The sequence below is a fragment of the Streptomyces yamdrokensis genome (assembly GCF_053890455.1).
In genome coordinates this window covers 1,042,663-1,062,378 of record NZ_CM132679.1, presented here as the reverse complement: position 1 = coordinate 1,062,378, position 19,716 = coordinate 1,042,663, and the positions used below count along the sequence as shown (strand labels likewise).

Annotated in this window: 3 protein-coding genes; 1 reads left to right on the top strand and 2 read right to left on the bottom strand. The window is 71.4% G+C overall.

Annotation, left to right across the window (positions count from 1 at the left end):
- Positions 1-104 precede the first annotated feature (104 nt).
- Together ACWZEH_RS04110 and ACWZEH_RS04105 are read right to left on the bottom strand one after the other, a co-directional pair.
- Positions 105-17,675 carry a type I polyketide synthase gene (locus ACWZEH_RS04110; RefSeq protein WP_456195700.1) on the bottom strand — a complete coding sequence of 5,857 codons (17,571 nt, stop codon included), beginning with the start codon at positions 17,673-17,675 and terminating at the stop codon, positions 105-107.
- A 205-nt stretch (positions 17,676-17,880) separates the two neighbouring features.
- Positions 17,881-19,383 carry an FAD-binding oxidoreductase gene (locus ACWZEH_RS04105; RefSeq protein ID WP_360396666.1) on the bottom strand — a complete coding sequence of 501 codons (1,503 nt, stop codon included), beginning with the start codon at positions 19,381-19,383 and terminating at the stop codon, positions 17,881-17,883.
- A gap of 115 nt (positions 19,384-19,498) precedes the next feature.
- Here ACWZEH_RS04105 and ACWZEH_RS04100 point away from each other — a divergent pair, with 115 nt between their 5' ends.
- Positions 19,499-19,642, top strand: coding sequence for a hypothetical protein (locus ACWZEH_RS04100; RefSeq protein ID WP_456195698.1), 144 nt, complete (start codon positions 19,499-19,501; stop codon positions 19,640-19,642).
- Positions 19,643-19,716 lie beyond the last annotated feature (74 nt).

Below are 19,716 nucleotides of genomic sequence, written 5' to 3'. Positions count from 1 at the left end.
AAGTCACGTCCTAGAAAGGCCAGTGGTCAGTTGGCACGGTGGGGAGCAGGGACGGCAGCGCGAGGCGCGGAAACCGGAAACCGGCAAGCGGTACGGCGACGGGATCAGAGCTGGCCCAGCTCCTTGTCGATGAGGTCGAACATCTCGTCGTCGCTGACGGGGTCGAAGTCCAACTCCCCGTCCTCCGCGAGCCCGTCGGCGTCGCTCGTCTTCGCTGCGCCGCGGGTGTCGTCCAATTTCCACAGCAGGGCCTGCAGCCGTGCCGCGATCTTGTCTCGTGCGTCGTCTTCGAGAGCGGCGGAGTCGAGGAAGGGGGACTCGAGGAAGGCGGCCTCCAGCCGCTCCAGCTCCGCCGTGAGAGGCAGTCCGTTCTCCTGGTCCTGCGGTACGAGTTCGTCCAGCAGCCGCTGAGCGAGCGCGGCCGGGTTGGGGTGGTCGAAGACCAGGGTCGGCGTCAGCCGCAGCCCGGTCGCCGACCGCAGCCGGTTGCGCAGCTCGACGGAGGTCAGCGAGTCGAACCCGAGATCCTTGAAGGCCCGGTTCGCCCGCACCTCCTCGGGCGTGGCATGCCCGAGCACGGCCGTGACCTGCTCCCGTACGAGATCCAGCAGCATCCGCTCCTGATCGGCGCGGGCCAGCCCGGCGAGCCGGCCGGCGATCCCGGAGGCGGCTTCCTCGGTACGGACACCGGCCGCGGACGCCGTACGCCGGACGGCCGAAGTGCGGACGACACTGCGGAACAGCGGCGCCATCACACCGGCCGCCGCCTGCGCGCGCAGCTCCGCCAGATCCAGCCGGGCCGGCACGATCACGGCCTCGTCCAGCGCGGTGGCGGTATCGAACAGGGCCAGGCCCTCGTCCGCCGACATCGGCGCCGCCCCGACCCGGGACATCCGGGCCAGGTCCACATCGCTCAGCCGCCCGGCCATACCGCTGCGCTGCTCCCACAGACCCCAGGCCAGCGACACCGCGGGCAGCCCGCGCTCGTGCCGATGGCGGGCGAGGGCGTCGAGGAAGGCATTGGCCGCCGAGTAGTTGGCTAGCCCCGCGCCGCCGAGGGTGCCCGACAGCGAGGAGAACAGCACGAACGCGGACAGGTCCAGATGCTCGGTCAGCGCATGTAGGTTCAGCGCCCCGTCGACCTTCGGCCGCAGCACCCGGTCGATCCGCTCCGGCGTCAGCGCCTCGACCACACCGTCGTCCAGAACCGCCGCCGTGTGCACCACGGCGCTCAGCGGACGCTCCGCCGGTACGGCGGCCAGCAGCCCGGCCAGCGCCTCCCGGTCGGCCACGTCACAGGCCGCGACCTCGACCGCGGCACCGAGCCCGGTCAGCTCGGCCACCAGCTCCGGCATACCCTCTGCGGTGGCCCCGCTGCGAGACGCGAGCAGCAGATTCCGGACCCCTCGCTCGGCCACCAGATGCCGCGCGAGCAACCGGGCGAGCCCACCCGAGGCACCGGTCAGCAGGACAGTGCCCTCGGCCCCGAATCCGGGGCTCGCCGCGTCGGGCCGGGGGACACGCACCAGACGCGGTGCGCCGAACTCGCCGCCGTCCAGCCGCAGCTGAGGCTCGTCACCGACGGCAGCGGCCGCCAGCAGCTCCCAATCGGGCTCGGCGTCGCCGGACCCACCCGTCTCGATCAGCACGAAACGGCCGGGATTCTCCACCTGCGCCGACCTGACCAGACCCCAGACCGGCCCACCGGTCAGGCCCTGCCCGGCCAGAATCACCAGCCGCGACGCGGCGAACCGCTCGTCGGCCAGCCACGCCTGTACGAGGTCAAGCGCACGGTGCGTGACCCGGCGTACGGCATCCGAAGCGGTGGTACTGTCGGCGGCGTCGGGGAAGGGTGCGAAGACCAGCTCAGGAACGGGGCCGGCCGCGGCGGCCAGGCTGCCGAGATCCTCGTACACGTCGACATTGCCGTGACCGCTGCCGTGACCGCTGCCGTGACCGCTGCCGCTCCCGCTGCCGTGACCGCTGCCGCTGCCGCTGCCGCTGCCGCTGCCGCTGCCGCTGCCGCTGCCGCTCCCGATGAGTGCCCACCGTCCGGCCGGCGCACCCGATCGTGACACGGCGACCGGTACCCATTCCACCCGGAACAGCGAGTCGCTGTGCGCCTCCGCGACCTGCTTCGCACCGACCTGCCGCAGCGTCAGTACGTCGACCGAGGCCACCGGTCGGCCCGCCGGGTCGGCCACCGTGACGGACACGGCGTCCTCACCGGCCAGGGCGATCCGCACCCGGCCCGCGACCGCGCCCTGGGCATGCAGCGTCACACCGCTCCACGCGAACGGACGCCGGGTCATCCCCTCACCGGGCTCGGCCAACAGCACGCCCAGGCCAAGCGGTTGAAGCGCCGCGTCGAGCAGCGCCGGGTGGATGCCGTAGTCCTTGGCCTCAGCGGAGTGCTCCTCAGGCAGGGCGACCTCGGCGAGCACCTCGTCACCGCGCCGCCATGCCGCCCGGAGCCCCTGGAAGGCAGGGCCGTACTCGACCCCCAGCGCGGCCAGGCGGTCGTAGGCATCCGTGACTGTGATCGCCTCCGCACCGGAGGGCGGCCACGCGGCCAGGTCGGAGTCCGGACTCGGGGACTGCTCTATCGGGGCCAGCGTGCCGGTGGCATGCAGGGTCCAGGGCTCGTCGTCCCCGGCGTCCTGCGCCCGCGAGTGCAGGTTCAGCTCCCGCCGACCGGAGTCGTCGGCCTCCCCGAGTCCGAGCTGGATACGGACCCCGCCCTTCTCGGGCAGCACCAGGGGCGCTTCCAGAGTGAGTTCCTCCACGGTGCCGCAGCCGACGTGGTGACCGGCCTGGAGGGCGAGTTCGAGGAAGCCGGTGCCGGGCAGCAGCACGGTTCCGGCCACGGCGTGGTCCGCCAGCCAGGGGTGGCTCTGCAGCGACAGCAGCCCGGTGAACAGGTGCGTGTCCGTGCCCGCCAGCTCCACGGCCGCTCCGAGAAGCGGATGACCTGCGACGCCCAGCCCGATGGACACGGCGTCGACGGGTCGTACGGCGGCCGGTGCGGGCCAGTAGCGCTGGTGCTGGAAGGGGTAGGTGGGGAGGTCGATGGGCCGGGTGTGGGGGATGGGCCAGTTGATGGCATGCCCGTGGGTGTGGAGGTGTGCTGCTGAGGTGAGGAGTCGGGTGAGGGTGCCTTCGTTGCGGCGGAGGGTGCCGGTGATGGTGTCGGTGCCTTCGGTTTCTTCGATGCTGTAGGTGAGGACGGGGTGGGCGCTGGACTCGATGTAGGTGGTGTGGCCGCTCTCGGTGAGCTGTTCGATGGCGGTGTGGAAGTGGACGGTCTGGCGGAGGTTGCGGTACCAGTAACCGGCGTCGAGTGCGGATGTGTTGATGAATCCGGGCTCGACGGTGGAGAAGAAGGGCACTTCAGAGGTCTGGGGCGTGATGCCCGCGAGGGCCGTCGCCAGCTGCTCCTCGATCGTTTCGACGTGCGCGGAGTGTGAGGCGTAGTCGACGGGGACCAGCCGGGCCCGGACGTCCTGGTTCTGAAGGTCCTTGACCAGGGCTTCGACGGCGTCCTTGTCGCCCGAAACGACCGTGGCGTTGGGGCCGTTGATCGCGGCGATGCTGACACCGTTCCGGAGCTGTGCTTCGACGGTGTGGGCGGGCTGCGGGATGGAGGCCATGGCACCCAGGCCGGCGAGGTGTTCGCCGATGATCTGTGCGCGTACGGCGACGACCTTCGCCGCGTCCTCCAGCGACAGCGCACCCGCCACAGCCGCAGCCGCGATCTCGCCCTGGGAGTGGCCGACCACGGCGTCCGGACGGACACCGAGGTGCTGCCATGTCGCGGCGAGCGAGACCATGACAGCCCAGGTCACCGGCTGGATGACGTCCACGCGGTCCAACTCCGCACGCGACCGCAGAACATCGGTCAGCGACCAGTCCACGTAAGGCGCAAGGGCCTCCTCGCAGCGGGCGATCGACTCGGTGAATACGGGGACGGCGTCGAGGAGTTCGGCGCCCATACCGGCCCACTGAGTCCCCTGCCCCGGGAACACAAACACGGTCCTGCCGGTCTCGTCCGACGCGACGCCCTGCACGAGGTGGGGCGAGGGCTCGCCCTGGGCGAGGGCATCGAGGGCCTGGAGGAGTTCGCCGGTGTTGCCACCCACTGCGACAGCGCGGTGTTCGAACAGGGCGCGTCCGTGGGCGAGTGTGTCGGCGACGGCCGAGGTGTCCAGCTCAGGCCGCTGATCGACGTATGCGCGGAGCTGTCGTGCCTGGTCGCGCAGCGCGTCGGCGGTCCGGGCCGAGAGCACCCACGGCACCACGCCTGGCTCGGCGGGCTGATCCTGCGGATCGGTGATGGCCGGGCGCTCCTCGATGATGGCGTGGGCGTTGGTGCCACTGACCCCGAAGGACGAGACACCGGCACGGCGGGGCTGGTCGCTCCCCGGCCAGGCCTGTTCCTCGGTGAGCAGGGTGACGGCGCCGGCGTCCCAGTCGACATGGCTGGTGGGCTCATCGACATGCAGCGTCCTCGGCAAAACCTCATGTCGCATGGCCATGACCATCTTGATGACGCCCGCGACACCGGCGGCGGCCTGCGTGTGGCCGATGTTGGACTTCACCGAGCCCAGCCACAGGGGCCGTTCGGCGGGCCGGTCCCGTCCATAGGTCGCCAACAGCGCCTGAGCCTCGATCGGGTCGCCGAGGGTGGTCCCGGTGCCATGCGCCTCGACGGCGTCGACCTGACCGGGGGTGAGACCGGCGTTGGCGAGGGCCTGCCGGATCACCCGCTGCTGCGAGGGGCCGTTGGGGGCGGTCAGACCATTGCTGGCGCCGTCCTGGTTGACGGCCGTGCCGCGCACGATGCCCAGGACAGGGTGTCCATGTCGCTCGGCGTCGGAGAGCCGCTCCAGCAGCAGCATGCCGATGCCCTCTCCCCACCCGGTGCCGTCGGCGGCCTCGGCGAAGGCCTTGACGCGGGCGTCCGGCGCAAGACCCCGCTGCCTGCTGAACTCCACGAAGACCTCGGGAGTCGACATGACCGTCACACCACCCGCGAGGGCGAGCGTGCACTCGCCGGAGCGCACTGACTGGGCGGCCATGTGCAGGGCGACGAGCGAGGAGGAGCAGGCCGTGTCGACCGTGACGGCCGGGCCCTCCAGGCCGAGGGTGTAGGCCACCCGGCCCGACGCCACACTGCCCGCGATACCGGTGCCGAGGTAGCCCTTGACCGTCTCCGGCACCTGGCGGAGTAAGGTGGCGTAGTCCTGACCGTTGCTGCCGACGAACACGCCCGCCTTGCTGCCGCGCAGCGACTTGGGGTCGATGCCGGCCCGCTCGAAGGCCTCCCAGGACGTCTCCAGGAGCAGCCGCTGCTGCGGGTCCATCGCCAGGGCCTCGCGCGGGTTGATGCCGAAGAAGGCTGCGTCGAACTCGCCCACACCCTGGAGGAAGGCGCCCTCCCGCACGTAGGACGTGCCGGAACGGTCCGGGTCGGCGTCGTAGAGCGCCTCCAGGTCCCAACCGCGGTCGGCCGGGAACGGCGAGACCGCGTCACCACCGGCCGCCAGCAGCGCCCACAGTTCCTCGGGGGTCCGAATCCCGCCCGGGAAGCGGCAGCTCATGGCCACGATCGCGATCGGATCGTCGTCGAGGGCCGCCGCACCCCGGACGGTGGCGGTGTGGCCGGTCTGCTCGCCGTCGCCTCCCAGGCCCGGGAACTCGCCCAGCACATGACGGGCCAGCTCGCACGCCGTCGGGTAGTCGAAGATCACGCTGGTGGTGAGCCGCAGCCCGGTGGCCGCGTTCAGCCGGTTACGCAGCTGGACCGCGCCGAGCGAGTCGAAGCCGAGGTCCTTGAACGCACGGTTCGGCGCCACCGACTGGGGCCCGGCGTGACCGAGGACCAACGCCGCCTGCGTACGCACCAGTTCCAGCAGCAGCTCCTCACGCTTCGGCGCCGACAGCCCGGCAAGCCGCCCGGCCAGCGACTCCTCGTCGAGCTGTGCGTCACCGGACCCGGCCGTGGCCAGGAGATCCCGTACGTCCGCCAGGTCGGAGATCAGCGGGCTGGGACGGGCGGCGGTGTACGCCGGTACGAAGCGGGCCCAGTCGATGTCGGCGACGGTCAGCGCCGCGGTGCCCTGCCCGACGGCCTCCGCCAGCGCGGTGAGCGCCGGCTCCGGGGACATCGCGGGGAACCCACTGCGATGCAACTGCTCGGCCGCGGCCTGCCCCATGGCCATACCCGAATCCGCCCAGGCACCCCACGCCACCGAGGTCGCGGGCAGCCCGAGCGCGTGCCGCCGCTGTGCCAGCGCGTCCAAGTGGGCGTTCGCCGCAGCGTAGTTGGCCTGGCCCTCGTTGCCGAAGGTGGCTGCCGCGGAGGAGAACAGTACGAAGGCGTCGAGGTCGAGGTGACGCGTGTACTGGTCGAGGAGTTCGGCGGCGGTCGCCTTCGGACGCAGTACGTGGTCCAGACGGTCCGCGGTGAGGTGGTCGAGTACGCCGTCGTCGAGGCTGCCGGCCGTGTGGACGACCGCGGTGAGGTCCGGGTGGTCGGCGATGAGCGAACGCACCTGCTCGGGGTCGCTCACATCGCAGGCCGCGAAGGTCACGGTGGCGCCGAGCGCGGTGATTTCACCGCCCAGGTCGGTGGCACCAGGGGCCTCGCCGCCGCGCCGGCTGGCGAGGACCAGGTGCTGGGCCCCGTTCTCGGCGGCCCAGCGCGCGACGCGGGCACCGAGCGCTCCGCTGCCACCGGTGATCAGAGCCGTGCCACGCGGCTGCCAGGCCGTACCGCTGCCGCTGCTCGCCCGGGCCAGTCGGCGCGCGAGGACACCGGCCGCGCGGATGGCCACCTGGTCCTCACTGCCGGACGCCGTGGAGGCGAGTACGGCCCGCAGGTGTGCGGCACCGCGTTCGTCGAGCTGCTCGGGCAGATCGACGAGTCCGCCCCAGCGGTCGGGGTGCTCGAGCGCGGCGACCTGCCCCAGGCCCCAGACCTGCGCCTGGGCGGGCTGGATCAGCGGGTCGGAGCCTCCGGTGGTGACCGCGCCCTGGGTGAGGCACCAGAGCGGGGCCTGGATGCCTGCGTCGCCGAGCGCCTGGAAGAGAGCGAGCGTCGGTGCTGCGGCGTCGTCGTCCGTCAGCGCGAGCAGCGACAGCACGCCCGTCGCCTCGAACTCCCCGAGCACACCACGGAGTTCCTCGGCGAATCGCACCCGATCGGCGTCGACGGGGTCGAGCACGACCTGTCGTACGGCACCGTGCCCGGCCTCCAGGGCCCGCACGACGTCTCGTACGAGAGGCCGGCCCTCGTGACCGGCGGGGACCAGGAGCAGCCAATCACCCTTGAGTTTGGCAGCGTTGGACGGCATGGGCCGCCACACCACCCGGTAACGCCAGCCGTCCACCGGCGAACCAGCGGTCCGCTCCCTGCGCCCCGACGTCGCGTCGAGCCAGTACCGGCGGCGCTGGAACGCGTACGTGGGCAGCTCCACGCGGCGCGGGGCGCTCCCCTCGCTGCTGAAGAAGGCCTGCCAGTCGACGAGCGTTCCGTTGGCGTGGAGTTCGGCTGCGGCGCGGGTGACGGCGTGGGTCTCGTCGAGGTTCTTGTGCAGGGTGGGCAGGAGCAGTGCTTCGGCGCGGGTGATGGTGTCCTGGGCCATCGCGGTGAGGACTCCGCCGGGGCCGATCTCCAGATAGAGGGTGGTGTCGTGCTGCTCGAGCCAGGAGATCTGGTCGGCGAAGCGGACGGCGTCTCGGATGTGCCGGACCCAGTACTCGGGGTCCAGGGCCGCGTCACTGGCGGGCAGCGGCAGCCCAGGCGTGCGGAACTCCACGCCCGCCAGGACCTGCCGGAACTCTTCCAGCATGGGGTCCATGAGCGGCGAGTGGAAGGCGTGGCTGACCTTCAGCCGTCGGGTGCGGTGACCGCGCGTGGCAAGCTGCGCGGCGATGTCCTCGACTACCTCGGCGGTGCCGCTGATGACCGTGGCGCGAGGCCCGTTGACGGCCGCGACGGAAGCGTGTTCCCCGTGCCCGGCCAACAGCGGCAGGACTTCGGATTCCGGTGCCTCGACGGCGACCATGGCCCCACCGGAGGGCAGTTGTTGCATGAGGCGTCCCCGTGCGGCCACGACAGCACACGCGTCGGCCAGAGTCCACAGCCCTGCCGCGTGCGCGGCGGCCAGCTCGCCGATGGAGTGCCCGGTGACGACATCGGGCCGGATGCCCCACGACTCCAGCAGCCGGAACAGGGCGACCTCAAGCGCGAACAGCGCGGGCTGGGTGTAGGCGGTTTGGTCCAAGACCCCCTGCTCATCAGCTTCGGCGAACATCACCTCGCGCAGCGGCTGTTCCAGCAGAGGATCGAAGTGCGAGCAGATCTCATCAAGCGCGGCCGCGAACACAGGGAAGGCGGCGTACAGTTCGCGCCCCATCCCGGCCCGCTGGCTGCCCTGCCCGGAGAACAGAAACGCCAACCGCCCCTGCGCCCGGTCCGCCGAGCCGGCCAGGACCCGGCTGTCCGCCTCGCCCCGCGCGAGCGCGCCCAGTGCGTCGAGGAAGTCCGACCGGTCCTCGGCGACCACCGCGGCCCGGTCATCGAGCGCCGCCCGCGTAGTGGCCAGCGAGAACGCCACGTCGGATACCGGGAGTTCGGGTCGCCCCGCGACGAACGACCGCAGCCGCTCGGCCTGCGCCCGCAGGGTGTCTAGGCCCTGACCGGCGAGGACCCACGGCATCGGTCCGGTGGCCCCAGCCTCAGGTGCGTCGGCGACGGTCGGCTCCTCCTCCGCCTGCTCGATGATCGCGTGGGCGTTGGTGCCGCTCACGCCGAAGGACGACACACCGGCCCGGCGGGGCCGTCCGTTCTCCGGCCACTCCACCGCTTCCCGCAGCAGCGACACCGCACCGGCGGACCAGTCGACGTGCGGGGTCGGCTCGTCCACGTGCAGCGTCCTCGGCAGCACACCGTGACGCATCGCCATCACCATCTTGATGACGCCGCCCACGCCCGCCGCGGCCTGCGTATGTCCGATGTTCGACTTCAAGGAGCCGAGCAGCAGAGGCCGTTCGGCGGGCCGGTCCTGCCCGTACGTGGCCAGCAGTGCCTGCGCCTCGATCGGGTCGCCCAGCCTGGTGCCGGTACCGTGCGCCTCGACGGCGTCGACATCGGCGGCGGTCAGCCGGGCCCGGCCGAGCGCCTGGCGGATGACCCGCTCCTGGGAGGGGCCGTTGGGGGCGGTGAGCCCGTTGCTCGCGCCGTCCTGGTTGACCGCCGTACCGCGTACGACACCCAGGACCGGGTGTCCGTTGCGGCGGGCGTCCGACAGCCGTTCCAGGAGCAGGACGCCCGCGCCCTCGCCCCAGCTGGTGCCGTCGGCCGACGCGGAGAACGACTTGCTGCGGCCGTCGGGAGCGAGCCCCCGCTGCCGGCTGAACTCCACGAACGTCCCCGGCGAGGCCATGACGGTCACACCGCCGGCCAGCGCGAGAGCGCACTCGCCGTCCCGCAGTGCCTGGACGGCCATGTGCAGGGCGACCAGCGAGGACGAGCAGGCCGTGTCGACTGTGACAGCCGGGCCCTCCAGGCCGAGGGTGTACGCCACCCGGCCGGAGATCACACTGGCCGCCGTACCGGTGAGCAGATACCCCTCGAACCCCTCGGGCGCCTCACTCATGCGCGGCCCGTACTCGTCCTGGGACGCCACACCGACGTAGACGCCCGCCTGGCTTCCGGCCACCGACCGCGGGTCGATCCCGGCCCGCTCGAACACCTCCCACGAAGTCTCCAGCAGCAGCCGCTGCTGCGGGTCCATCGCCTGCGCCTCACGCGGTGAGATCCCGAAGAACTCGGCGTCGAACTCCGCGGCGTCGTAGAGGAATCCGCCCTCGCGGACGTACGACGTACCCGCGCGCTCCGGGTCGGGGTGGTAGAGCGCGTCGATGTCCCAGCCCCGGTCCGTCGGGAACACGGACACGGCGTCGCGGCCTTCGGTGACCAACTGCCAGAGGTCCTCGGGCGAACGCACCCCGCCCGGATAGCGGCAGGCCATCGACACGATGACGACCGGGTCGTCATCGGCCGCGGCACCCGCCGGGAGCGGCAGCGCGGAGGCGGACTCCGCCGTGCCGGCCGCCTGCGTGTGCAGGAAGCGGGCCAGCGTCTGGGGCGTCGGATGGTTGAAGACCAGCGTGGGCGGCAGCTTCAGACCGGTGACGGCGACGAGCCGGTTCCGCAGTTCGACCCCGGTCAGCGAGTCGACACCGATGTCCTTGAACGCCTGCGACGCGTGCACCGCGTCCGCGGAAGCGTGCCCGAGCACGGCCGCGGCCTGCGTCCGCACAAGGTCCAGCAGCACCCGCTGGGCCTCGGCATCGGACAGGCCGGACAGGTTCTGTGCCGTCCACGTCGTGTCGTCACCCCCCGGACGGCCGTCGCCGGACATGGACCCGGACCGCAGGTCCCGTACGTCCGTCAGGTCCGAGATCAGCGCGCTGGGCCGCGCGGCGGTGTACGCCGGCACGAAACGGGCCCAGTCGATGTCGGCGACGGTCACCGTCGGCTCGCCGCGTCCGACGGCCTCTCCCAGCGCGGTCAGCGCGAGGTCGGGCTCCAGGGCCGGGAGCCCCCGCCGACGCAACTGGTCGGCCACGTCCCCGGCCGCCATGCCGTCCGCGTCCCACGGGCCCCACGCCACGGAGGTGGCGGGCAGCCCGAGCGCGTGCCGCTGCTCGGCGATCGCGTCCAAGTGGGCGTTCGCCGCACCGAAGTTGGCCTGCCCGGCCCGACCGAGCGTGCCGACCACCGACGAGAAGAGCACGAAGGCGTCGAGATCCAGGTCACGCGTGTACTGGTCGAGGAGTTCAGCGCCCGAGGCCTTCGGACGCAGTACGTGGTCCAGGCGGTCGACGGTGAGCCGGTCGAGCATCGCGTCGTCGAGGACACCGGCTGTGTGGACGACGGAGGTGAGGTGGGGGTGGTCGGCGATGAGTGCTTTTACGGTATCCGGGTCGCTCACATCGCACGCGGCGAAGGTCACGGTGGCGCCGAGCGCGGTGAGTTCACCGTGGAGGTCGGTGGCCCCGGGGGCGCTGTCGCCGCTGCGGCCGGCGAGGACTAGGTGCTGCGCGCCGTTGGTGGCGGCCCAGCGGGCGACGTGCGCGCCGAGCGCGCCGGTGCCGCCGGTGATCAGGACGGTGCCGCGGGGCTCCCACGCGGTTCCGTCGGTGGTGCCGGTGCGGGCTATTCGGCGGGCGAGAAGACCGGAGGCGCGGATGGCCACCTGGTCCTCGCCGCCGGCCGGGGCGGCCAGTACGGCACGCAGACGTGCGGCGCCGCGTTCGTCGAGCTGCTCGGGCAGGTCGACGAGTCCGCCCCAGCGGTCGGGGTGCTCCAGCGCGGCGATCCGGCCCAGGCCCCAGATCTGGGCCTGGGCGGGGTGGGTGAGCGGGTCGGAGCCTCCGGTGGTGACCGCGCCCTGGGTGGCGCACCAGAGCGGGGCCTGGACGCCCGCGTCGCCGAGGGCCTGGATGAGGGCGAGCGTCGGCGCCGCTGTGGTGGCGTCGTTGCCGGTCAGCGCGAGGAGGGACAGTACGCCGGTGATGTCATCGCCCTCGCCGAGCGTGCTGGAGAGCTGCTCGGCGTAGCGCGTGCGCTCCGGCTGGGCCGGGTCCAGCACGACCTGTCGTACGAGGGTCCGATTGCCGCGCAGGGCCTCCGCGACGGCGCCCACCAGGGTGTCGTCCTCCTGACCTTCGGGGACCACGACCAGCCAGGTGCCGTACAGCCCCGCCTGCGGGTCCGCCAACGGCCTCCAAGTCGTCCGGTAGCGCAGGTTGTCCACCGCCGACGCGCGATCCAGGCTCTTCCGCCAGGACGCCAGCGCCGCGAGCACCGTGCCCAGCGGCGCATCGCCCTCGACCGAGAGGGTGTGGCCGAGGGACTCCCAGTCCTCGTTCTCGACCGCCTCCCAGAAGCGGGTGTCCGCGGTGTCCGTGGCAGTGCTCGGGCGGGGGCTGATCCAGTAGCGCTGGTGCTGGAAGGGGTAGGTGGGAAGGTCGGTCGCCTGATTGCCCTGGGGGATGGGCCAGTTGATGGCATGCCCGTGGGTGTGGAGGTGTGCTGCTGAGGTGAGGAGTCGGGTGAGGGTGCCTTCGTTGCGGCGGAGGGTGCCGGTGATGGTGTCGGTGCCTTCGGTTTCTTCGATGCTGTAGGTGAGGACGGGGTGGGCGCTGGACTCGATGTAGGTGGTGTGGCCGCTCTCGGTGAGCTGTTCGATGGCGGTGTGGAAGTGGACGGTCTGGCGGAGGTTGCGGTACCAGTAACCGGCGTCGAGTGCGGATGTGTTGATGAATCCGGGCTCGACGGTGGAGAAGAAGGGCACTTCAGAGGTCTGGGGCGTGATGCCCGCGAGGGCCGTCGCCAGCTGCTCCTCGATCGTTTCGACGTGCGCGGAGTGTGAGGCGTAGTCGACGGGGACCAGCCGGGCCCGGACGTCCTGGTTCTGGAGCTGAGCGACGAGCGTTTCGACGGCGTCCTTGTCGCCGGAGACCACGGTCGTGTTGGGGCCGTTGACGGCGGCTATGCCGACACCACTGGGCAGCTGCTCCTCGACCCCGTGGGCAGCCTGCGGGATGGAGGCCATGGCACCCAGGCCGGTGAGGTGTTCGCCGATGATCCGGGCGCGTACGGCGACGACCTTGGCGGCGTCCTCCAGCGAGAGCGCGCCCGCGACGGCGGCGGCGGCGATCTCGCCCTGGGAGTGGCCCACGACCGCGTCGGGGCGGATGCCCAGGTGCTGCCATGTGGCGGCGAGCGAGACCATGACGGCCCAGGTGACGGGCTGGATGACGTCGACACGGTCCAACTCCGTGCCGGAGCGCAGGACATCGGTCAGCGACCAGTCGACGTAAGGCGCGAGAGCTTCCTCGCAGCGGGCGATCGACTCGGTGAATACGGGGACGGTGTCGAGGAGTTCGGCGCCCATACCGGCCCACTGAGTCCCCTGCCCGGGGAAGACGAACACGGTCTTCCCGGCGCTCTTGGCCTGCCCCTGGACCAGATGCGTGTGAGGCTGCCCAGCAGCGAGCGCGTCGAGCGCCGCGGTCAGGGCATCAGAGGTCTCGCCCACCACAACGGCCCGGTGCTCGAACAGGGCGCGCCCACGGACGAGCGTGTCGGCGACGTCCGCGACATCCAGCTCAGGCCGCTGATCGACGTACTCGCGGAGCTGTCGTGCCTGGTCGCGCAGCGCGTCGGCGGTCCGGGCCGAGATCACCCAGGGCACCACGCCCGCCTCGTCCGGCCGACGCTGCGGATCGGCGATGGCCGGGGGCTCCTCGATGATGGCGTGGGCGTTGGTGCCGCTGACTCCGAAGGACGAGACGCCGGCACGGCGGGGCTGGTCGCTTAAGGGCCAGGCCTGTTCCTCGGTGAGGAGGCTGACCGCGCCGGCCGACCAGTCGACATGGGTGGTGGGCCGGTCCACGTGCAGCGTCCTCGGGAGGACACCGTGATGTATGGCCATGACCATCTTGATGACACCGGCCACACCGGCGGCGGCCTGCGTGTGGCCGATGTTGGACTTCACCGAGCCCAGCCACAGGGGCCGTTCGGCGGGCCGGTCCCGTCCATAGGTCGCCAACAGCGCCTGAGCCTCGATCGGGTCGCCGAGGGTGGTCCCGGTGCCATGCGCCTCGACGGCGTCGACCTGACCGGGGGTGAGACCGGCGTTGGCGAGGGCCTGCCGGATCACCCGCTGCTGCGAGGGGCCGTTGGGGGCGGTCAGACCATTGCTGGCGCCGTCCTGGTTGACGGCCGTACCCCGGACCACGGCCAGCACCGGATGCCCGTTCCGCCGCGCATCCGACAGCCGCTCCAGCAGGAGCATTCCCACGCCCTCGCCCCACCCGGTGCCGTCGGCGGCGTCGGCGAAGGCCTTGACGCGGGCGTCGGGAGCGAGCCCGCGCTGCCTGCTGAACTCCACGAACATGCCGGGGTTGGACATGACGGTCGCCCCGCCCGCGAGGGCGAGCGTGCACTCGCCGGAGCGCAGTGACTGGGCGGCCATGTGCAGGGCGACCAGCGAGGAGGAGCAGGCCGTGTCGACCGTGACGGCCGGGCCCTCCAGGCCGAGGGTGTAGGCCACCCGGCCCGACGCCACACTGGGCGTCGTGCCCGTCAGCACATAGCCCTCGATCTCCTCGGGCGCCTCGTGCAGCCGGGGCCCGTAGTCCTGTGCCGTCGCGCCGACGAACACCCCGGCCTTGGTGCCGCGCAGCGACTTCGAGTTGATGCCGGCGCGTTCGAGAGCCTCCCAGGAGGTCTCCAGCAGCAGCCGCTGCTGCGGGTCCATGGCCAGGGCCTCGCGAGGCGAGATGCCGAAGAACGCGGGGTCGAAGTCGGCTGCGTCGTGAAGGAAGCCGCCCTCACGCGCGTACGACGTGCCGGAGCGGACCGGGTCCGCGTCGTACAGCGCGTCCAGGTCCCAGCCCCGGTCGGCCGGGAACGGCGAGACGGTGTCACCACCGTCCGCCAACAGCGCCCACAGCTGCCCGGGCGTCCGAATCCCACCCGGCAGACGGCAGCTCATGCCGACGATGACGATCGGGTCGTCGGAGTTCGAGGCAGCGGACGCCTCGGGCGCCGCCACCTCTCCTCGCAGGCCCGCGAGTTCGCCGTGCAGGTGCTGTGCCAGCTGCTCCGGCGTGGGGTGGTCGTATAGCGCGGACGACGGCAATCGCACACCGACCGCCCGCCCGAGCGCGGCACAGAACTCCACCGACATGAGCGAGTCGAAACCGAGCTGCTTGAACGGCGCGTCCACCGCGACCTGTTCGGGGCTATCGTGCTCCAGCACGGCGGCGATGTGCCGTCGTACGAGATCCAGCAGCTCCCGGTTCACCTCCTCCTGGGACATCCCGGCGAAGGCAAAGGCCCCGGCGGAACGGGCTGCCTGCGGAGCGGACTCCGCGACTTCCTCGTCCGCCGTAGCGTCGGCCGTCTCGTTGAGGCGACCGGCCGACACCCCGACCGTCTCCTTGAGCCAGTACCGACGGCGCTGGAACGCATACGTCGGCAGCTCGGCCCGATGCGAAGGCGTGACGCCCAGATCGGCGAGTACCTCCAGCCACGCGATCTCCATGCCCGAGACATGGAGTTCGGCTGCGGCGCGGGTGACGGCGTGGGTCTCGTCGAGGTTCTTGTGCAGGGTGGGCAGGAGCAGTGCTTCGGCGCGGGTGATGGTGTCCTGGGCCATCGCGGTGAGGACTCCGCCGGGGCCGATCTCCAGATAGAGGGTGGTGTCGTGCTGCTCGAGCCAGGAGATCTGGTCGGCGAAGCGGACGGCGTCTCGGATGTGCCGGACCCAGTACTCGGGGTCCAGGGCCGCGTCACTGGCGGGCAGCGGCAGCCCAGGCGTGCGGAACTCCACGCCCGCCAGGACCTGCCGGAACTCTTCCAGCATGGGGTCCATGAGCGGCGAGTGGAAGGCGTGGCTGACCTTCAGCCGTCGGGTGCGGTGACCGCGCGTGGCAAGCTGCGCGGCGATGTCCTCGACTACCTCGGCGGTGCCGCTGATGACCGTGGCGCGAGGCCCGTTGACGGCCGCGACGGAAGCGTGTTCCCCGTGCCCGGCCAGCAGCGGCAGGACTTCGGATTCCGGTGCCTCGACGGCGACCATGGCCCCACCGGAGGGCAGTTGTTGCATGAGGCGTCCCCGTGCGGCCACGACAGCACACGCGTCGGCCAGAGTCCACAGCCCTGCCGCGTGCGCGGCGGCCAGCTCGCCGATGGAGTGCCCGGTGACGACATCGGGCCGGATGCCCCACGACTCCAGCAGCCGGAACAGGGCGACCTCAAGCGCGAACAGCGCGGGCTGGGTGTAGGCGGTTTGGTCCAAGACCCCCTGCTCATCAGCTTCGGCGAACATCACCTCGCGCAGCGGCTGTTCCAGCAGAGGATCGAAGTGCGAGCAGATCTCATCAAGCGCGGCCGCGAACACAGGGAAGGCGGCGTACAGTTCGCGCCCCATCCCGGCCCGCTGGCTGCCCTGCCCGGAGAACAGAAACGCCAACCGCCCCGCCGGCACAGCCCCCCGGCTCCGTACGATCCGAGACGCAGGCTCTCCCGAGGCCAGAGCCGTGAGCCCGGTCAGCAGGCTCTCCCGGTCTCCGCCGAGGACGACCGCCCGGTTCTCGTGAGAGTCGCGTGACGTCACCAGCGACAGCGCCACGGCGTCCGCGTCCAGCTCGGGCCGGTCCGCCACGAACGTCCGCAGCCGCTCGGCCTGCGCCCGCAGGGCGTCCTCACCACGGCCGGAGACCATCCACGGCACCACCGCACCGGCACGGTCCTGCGCACCCCTGCCACCGGACGCAGAGCCGGGCTCGGTCACCGGCATCCCCTGAAGGACCATGTGGCAGTTGGTGCCGCCCATCCCGAACGAGCTGACACCCGCAAGGGCCGGCCCGGACTCCGGCCAGTCCGACAGCGACTGCTGGACACGCAGGTTGAGTTCGTCCAGCGGGATGCGCGGGTTCGGCGTCTCGAAGTGGAGACTGGCCGGGATCTTGCGCATATGGAGGGACAGAGCGGTCTTGAGGAGGCCGACCATTCCGGCGGCGCCCTCCAGATGGCCCACGTTCGTCTTGGCCGAGCCGACCGTCAGCGGCATTCGGCGGCCGGTGGCCGTACCCAGGACATCGCCCAGGGCCGACGCCTCGATGGGGTCGCCGAGGGCGGTGCCCGTGCCGTGCAGTTCGACGTACTGGACGTCCGCCGGGTCGATGCCCGCCCGCTCGTACGCCAGCCGCAGCACATCGCTCTGCGCGGCCGCGCTCGGGACCGTGAGGCCGTCGGTCGTGCCGTCGTTGTTGAGCGCGCCGCCGCGGATCACGCAGTAGACGCAGTCGCCGTCGGCCAGGGCCCGCGCGAGAGGCTTGAGGAGTACGACCCCGCCGCCCTCGCCGCGGACATAGCCGTTGGCCCGGGCGTCAAAGGTGTAGCAGCGGCCGTCCGGTGACAGCCCGCCGAACCGGTCGGCGGCGAGGGCGCTCTCGGGCACGATGTTGAGGTTCACGCCTCCTGCGACGGCGAGTTCGCAGCTGCCGGAGCGCAGGCTCTCGCAGGCCTGGTGGACGGCGACCAGACCGGAGGACTGCGCGGTGTCCACGGTGAGACTGGGACCGCGCAGCCCGAGGGTGTACGACACCCGGTTGGCGATGATGGCGCGCTGTGTCCCGGTCAGCGAGTGCTGGGTGACGGCGGACAGCCCCTGCCGGTTCAGCAGCACCGAGTAGTCGTTGGTGACCGCCCCGACGAAGACCCCCGTGCGGCTGCCCCGGACCTGCCGCAGAGGGACGCCGGCGTCCTCGAAGGCCTCCCAGGACAGTTCCAGCATCAGCCGCTGCTGGGGGTCCATCATCGAGGCTTCGCGCGGGGATACGCCGAAGAATGCGGGGTCGAACTCGTCCACCCGGTCGAGAAATGCTCCGTGCCGTGCGGCTGGCGGAAGTTCCTCGGCATTCCAGCGGTCTTCGGGTACTTCGCCGATCGCATGCCGTGCGTCTCTCAGCAGTTCCCAGAACGCGCTCTTGTCGAGGGCCTTCGGGAGCCGGCAGGACAGCCCCACAATAGCGATTGCGTCGTCCGGTATCCCGACCTCGGTGAAGCCGTCGCGGAATTGAGACATGCGACCGTGATCCCCCATTAAGTGAAATGCATGAGACAGCACCCTGCGGCACACGCAAAGGCAGTTGCCGACTGTAATCAAATGATGGTTGGCCCTTACACCCCTATCGATCCCCTAGTGACCGCTGAAAGACGCCGGGAGCAGGGGCGGAAGCACCGAGGGGTACGGGTCTCCGCGCGGGAGACCCGTACCCCTCGACGTCACTTCAGGCGGACGGAGCCTGCACGGAGAGTGAGTGCCGGAACACGTTCCGCGGGTCCCAGCGCGCCTTGACCGCCTGCAGCCGCGGGTAGGCGCCCTTGTAGTACAGCTCGGACCACGGCACCCCGGAGGTGTTCCACTCCGCGTCCGCGAGGTCGGCGTCCGGGTAGTTGACGTACGCCCCGTCGGCCGACCCGCCGGGCACCGGTACGCCGCCGGTGTCCGCGTACACGTCCCGGTACAGCTCGCGGAGCCACCGCTCATGGACCGGGTCCTGCGCGGGGTCCTCCCAGGTCGTCACGTACACGACCTTGAGGACGGAGTCCCGCTGCGCCACCGCCGTCCGGTCCGCGGGGACGGTGTTGACCTTGCCGCCGTAGGCGATCAGCGCGACGACCCCCGCCGGATTGTCGTAGTCGGTGCCGGTCAGGTGGGCGTACAGGGTGCCGATCTGCCGGTCGTCGAAGCTCCGGCGCGCGTACGCCGCCTTGATCTTGGCCCGGCCGGTCATGTCGCCGTCCCCGGCGATCCCGGGCCAGCGCGTCGAGTGCAGCCACGGCAGCCGCCGGGTGTCGCTGAACGACTGCACGCCCACACCCTCGGACACGGCTGCCAGGTACGCCTCCAGCCGCTTCTCCGCGTCCGGGCCGGTCGCGTCGAGCTGTGTGGTCATCGCGAGGGCGCCGGACTGGCTGCGGGTCAGCGCCAGCACGCTGTAGAGGTCGCACCAGGGGGAGTCGGGGCCGCTGTTCTGCTCGAACCACCTGCCGTGATTGCGGACCAGCCGCGCGAAGGCCGCCTCGTCCAGCCCCTCCCAGGGCCACGCCGTGGTGTTGAGGAGCACCTCGGACGGTGGCCGCGGCAGCAGGCGGCCGGGCTCCGGCGGTACGTCCGTGTCGGCGGTGCGCAGCCAGTACCTGACGACCACGCCGAAGTTGCCGCCGCCGCCCCCGGTGTGGGCCCACCACAGATCATGGTGGGGATCGTCTGGCTCGCGCGTCGCGATCACGGTCCGCGCGTCGCCCGACTCGTCGACCACGACGACCTCGACCGCGTGCAGATAGTCGACGATCGAGCCGTGCATCCGCGACAGCGGGCCGTAGCCCCCGCCGAGGATGTGCCCGCCCGCACCCACATCGGGGCACGCCCCGCCCGGCAGCGTCACGCCCCACACCCGGAACAGCGTCTTGTAAACCGCGCCCAGCGTGGCGCCGGCCTCGACGACGAACGCGCCGTGCTCTTCGTCGAATCCGACCGCCGACAGCCGCGACATGTCGATCACCACACGCACATCGGGATGCGCCACGAAGTCCTCGTAGCAGTGCCCTCCACTGCGCACCGCGACTCGCTTCCCCGCCCGTACGGCCCGGGAAAGGACCCGCTCTATTTCAGCGGCCGAACCCACCAGGTGTATCTCGTCCGGCTCGCCGACGAAGCGCAGGTTCTCACCCCGTCGTAAGTCCTCGTACCTGATGTCGCCGGGGGCCACGGGATTGATGTGCTTCACCCTGCTGCTCCTGCCTTCCGAAACGAACGTCAAACCGTCCTGTTGCGGTCGGATACTAATCCACCGGTCCTGCAGGGTAATTGGTGAGATCCGGGGAGAGGGGAAGCAGCGCGATGTGCGCGACGGCGGTGTGGTCAGTGCCGGGCGAAACCGACCCGCGGCCCGGTTCGACGGCGTCCTCGCCACCGCCGACATCCTGGACGACCTGCCCCTGCTCGGCGCCCAACATCGCCGGGAGCGTGATCCAGAGGGACTGTAAAACGTTCGGCTCTGTTCCGTAGTCGGTGGTGACGGTGCGTTCTCCTTAGACGTCGTCTCATTTGGTCTGTTCGA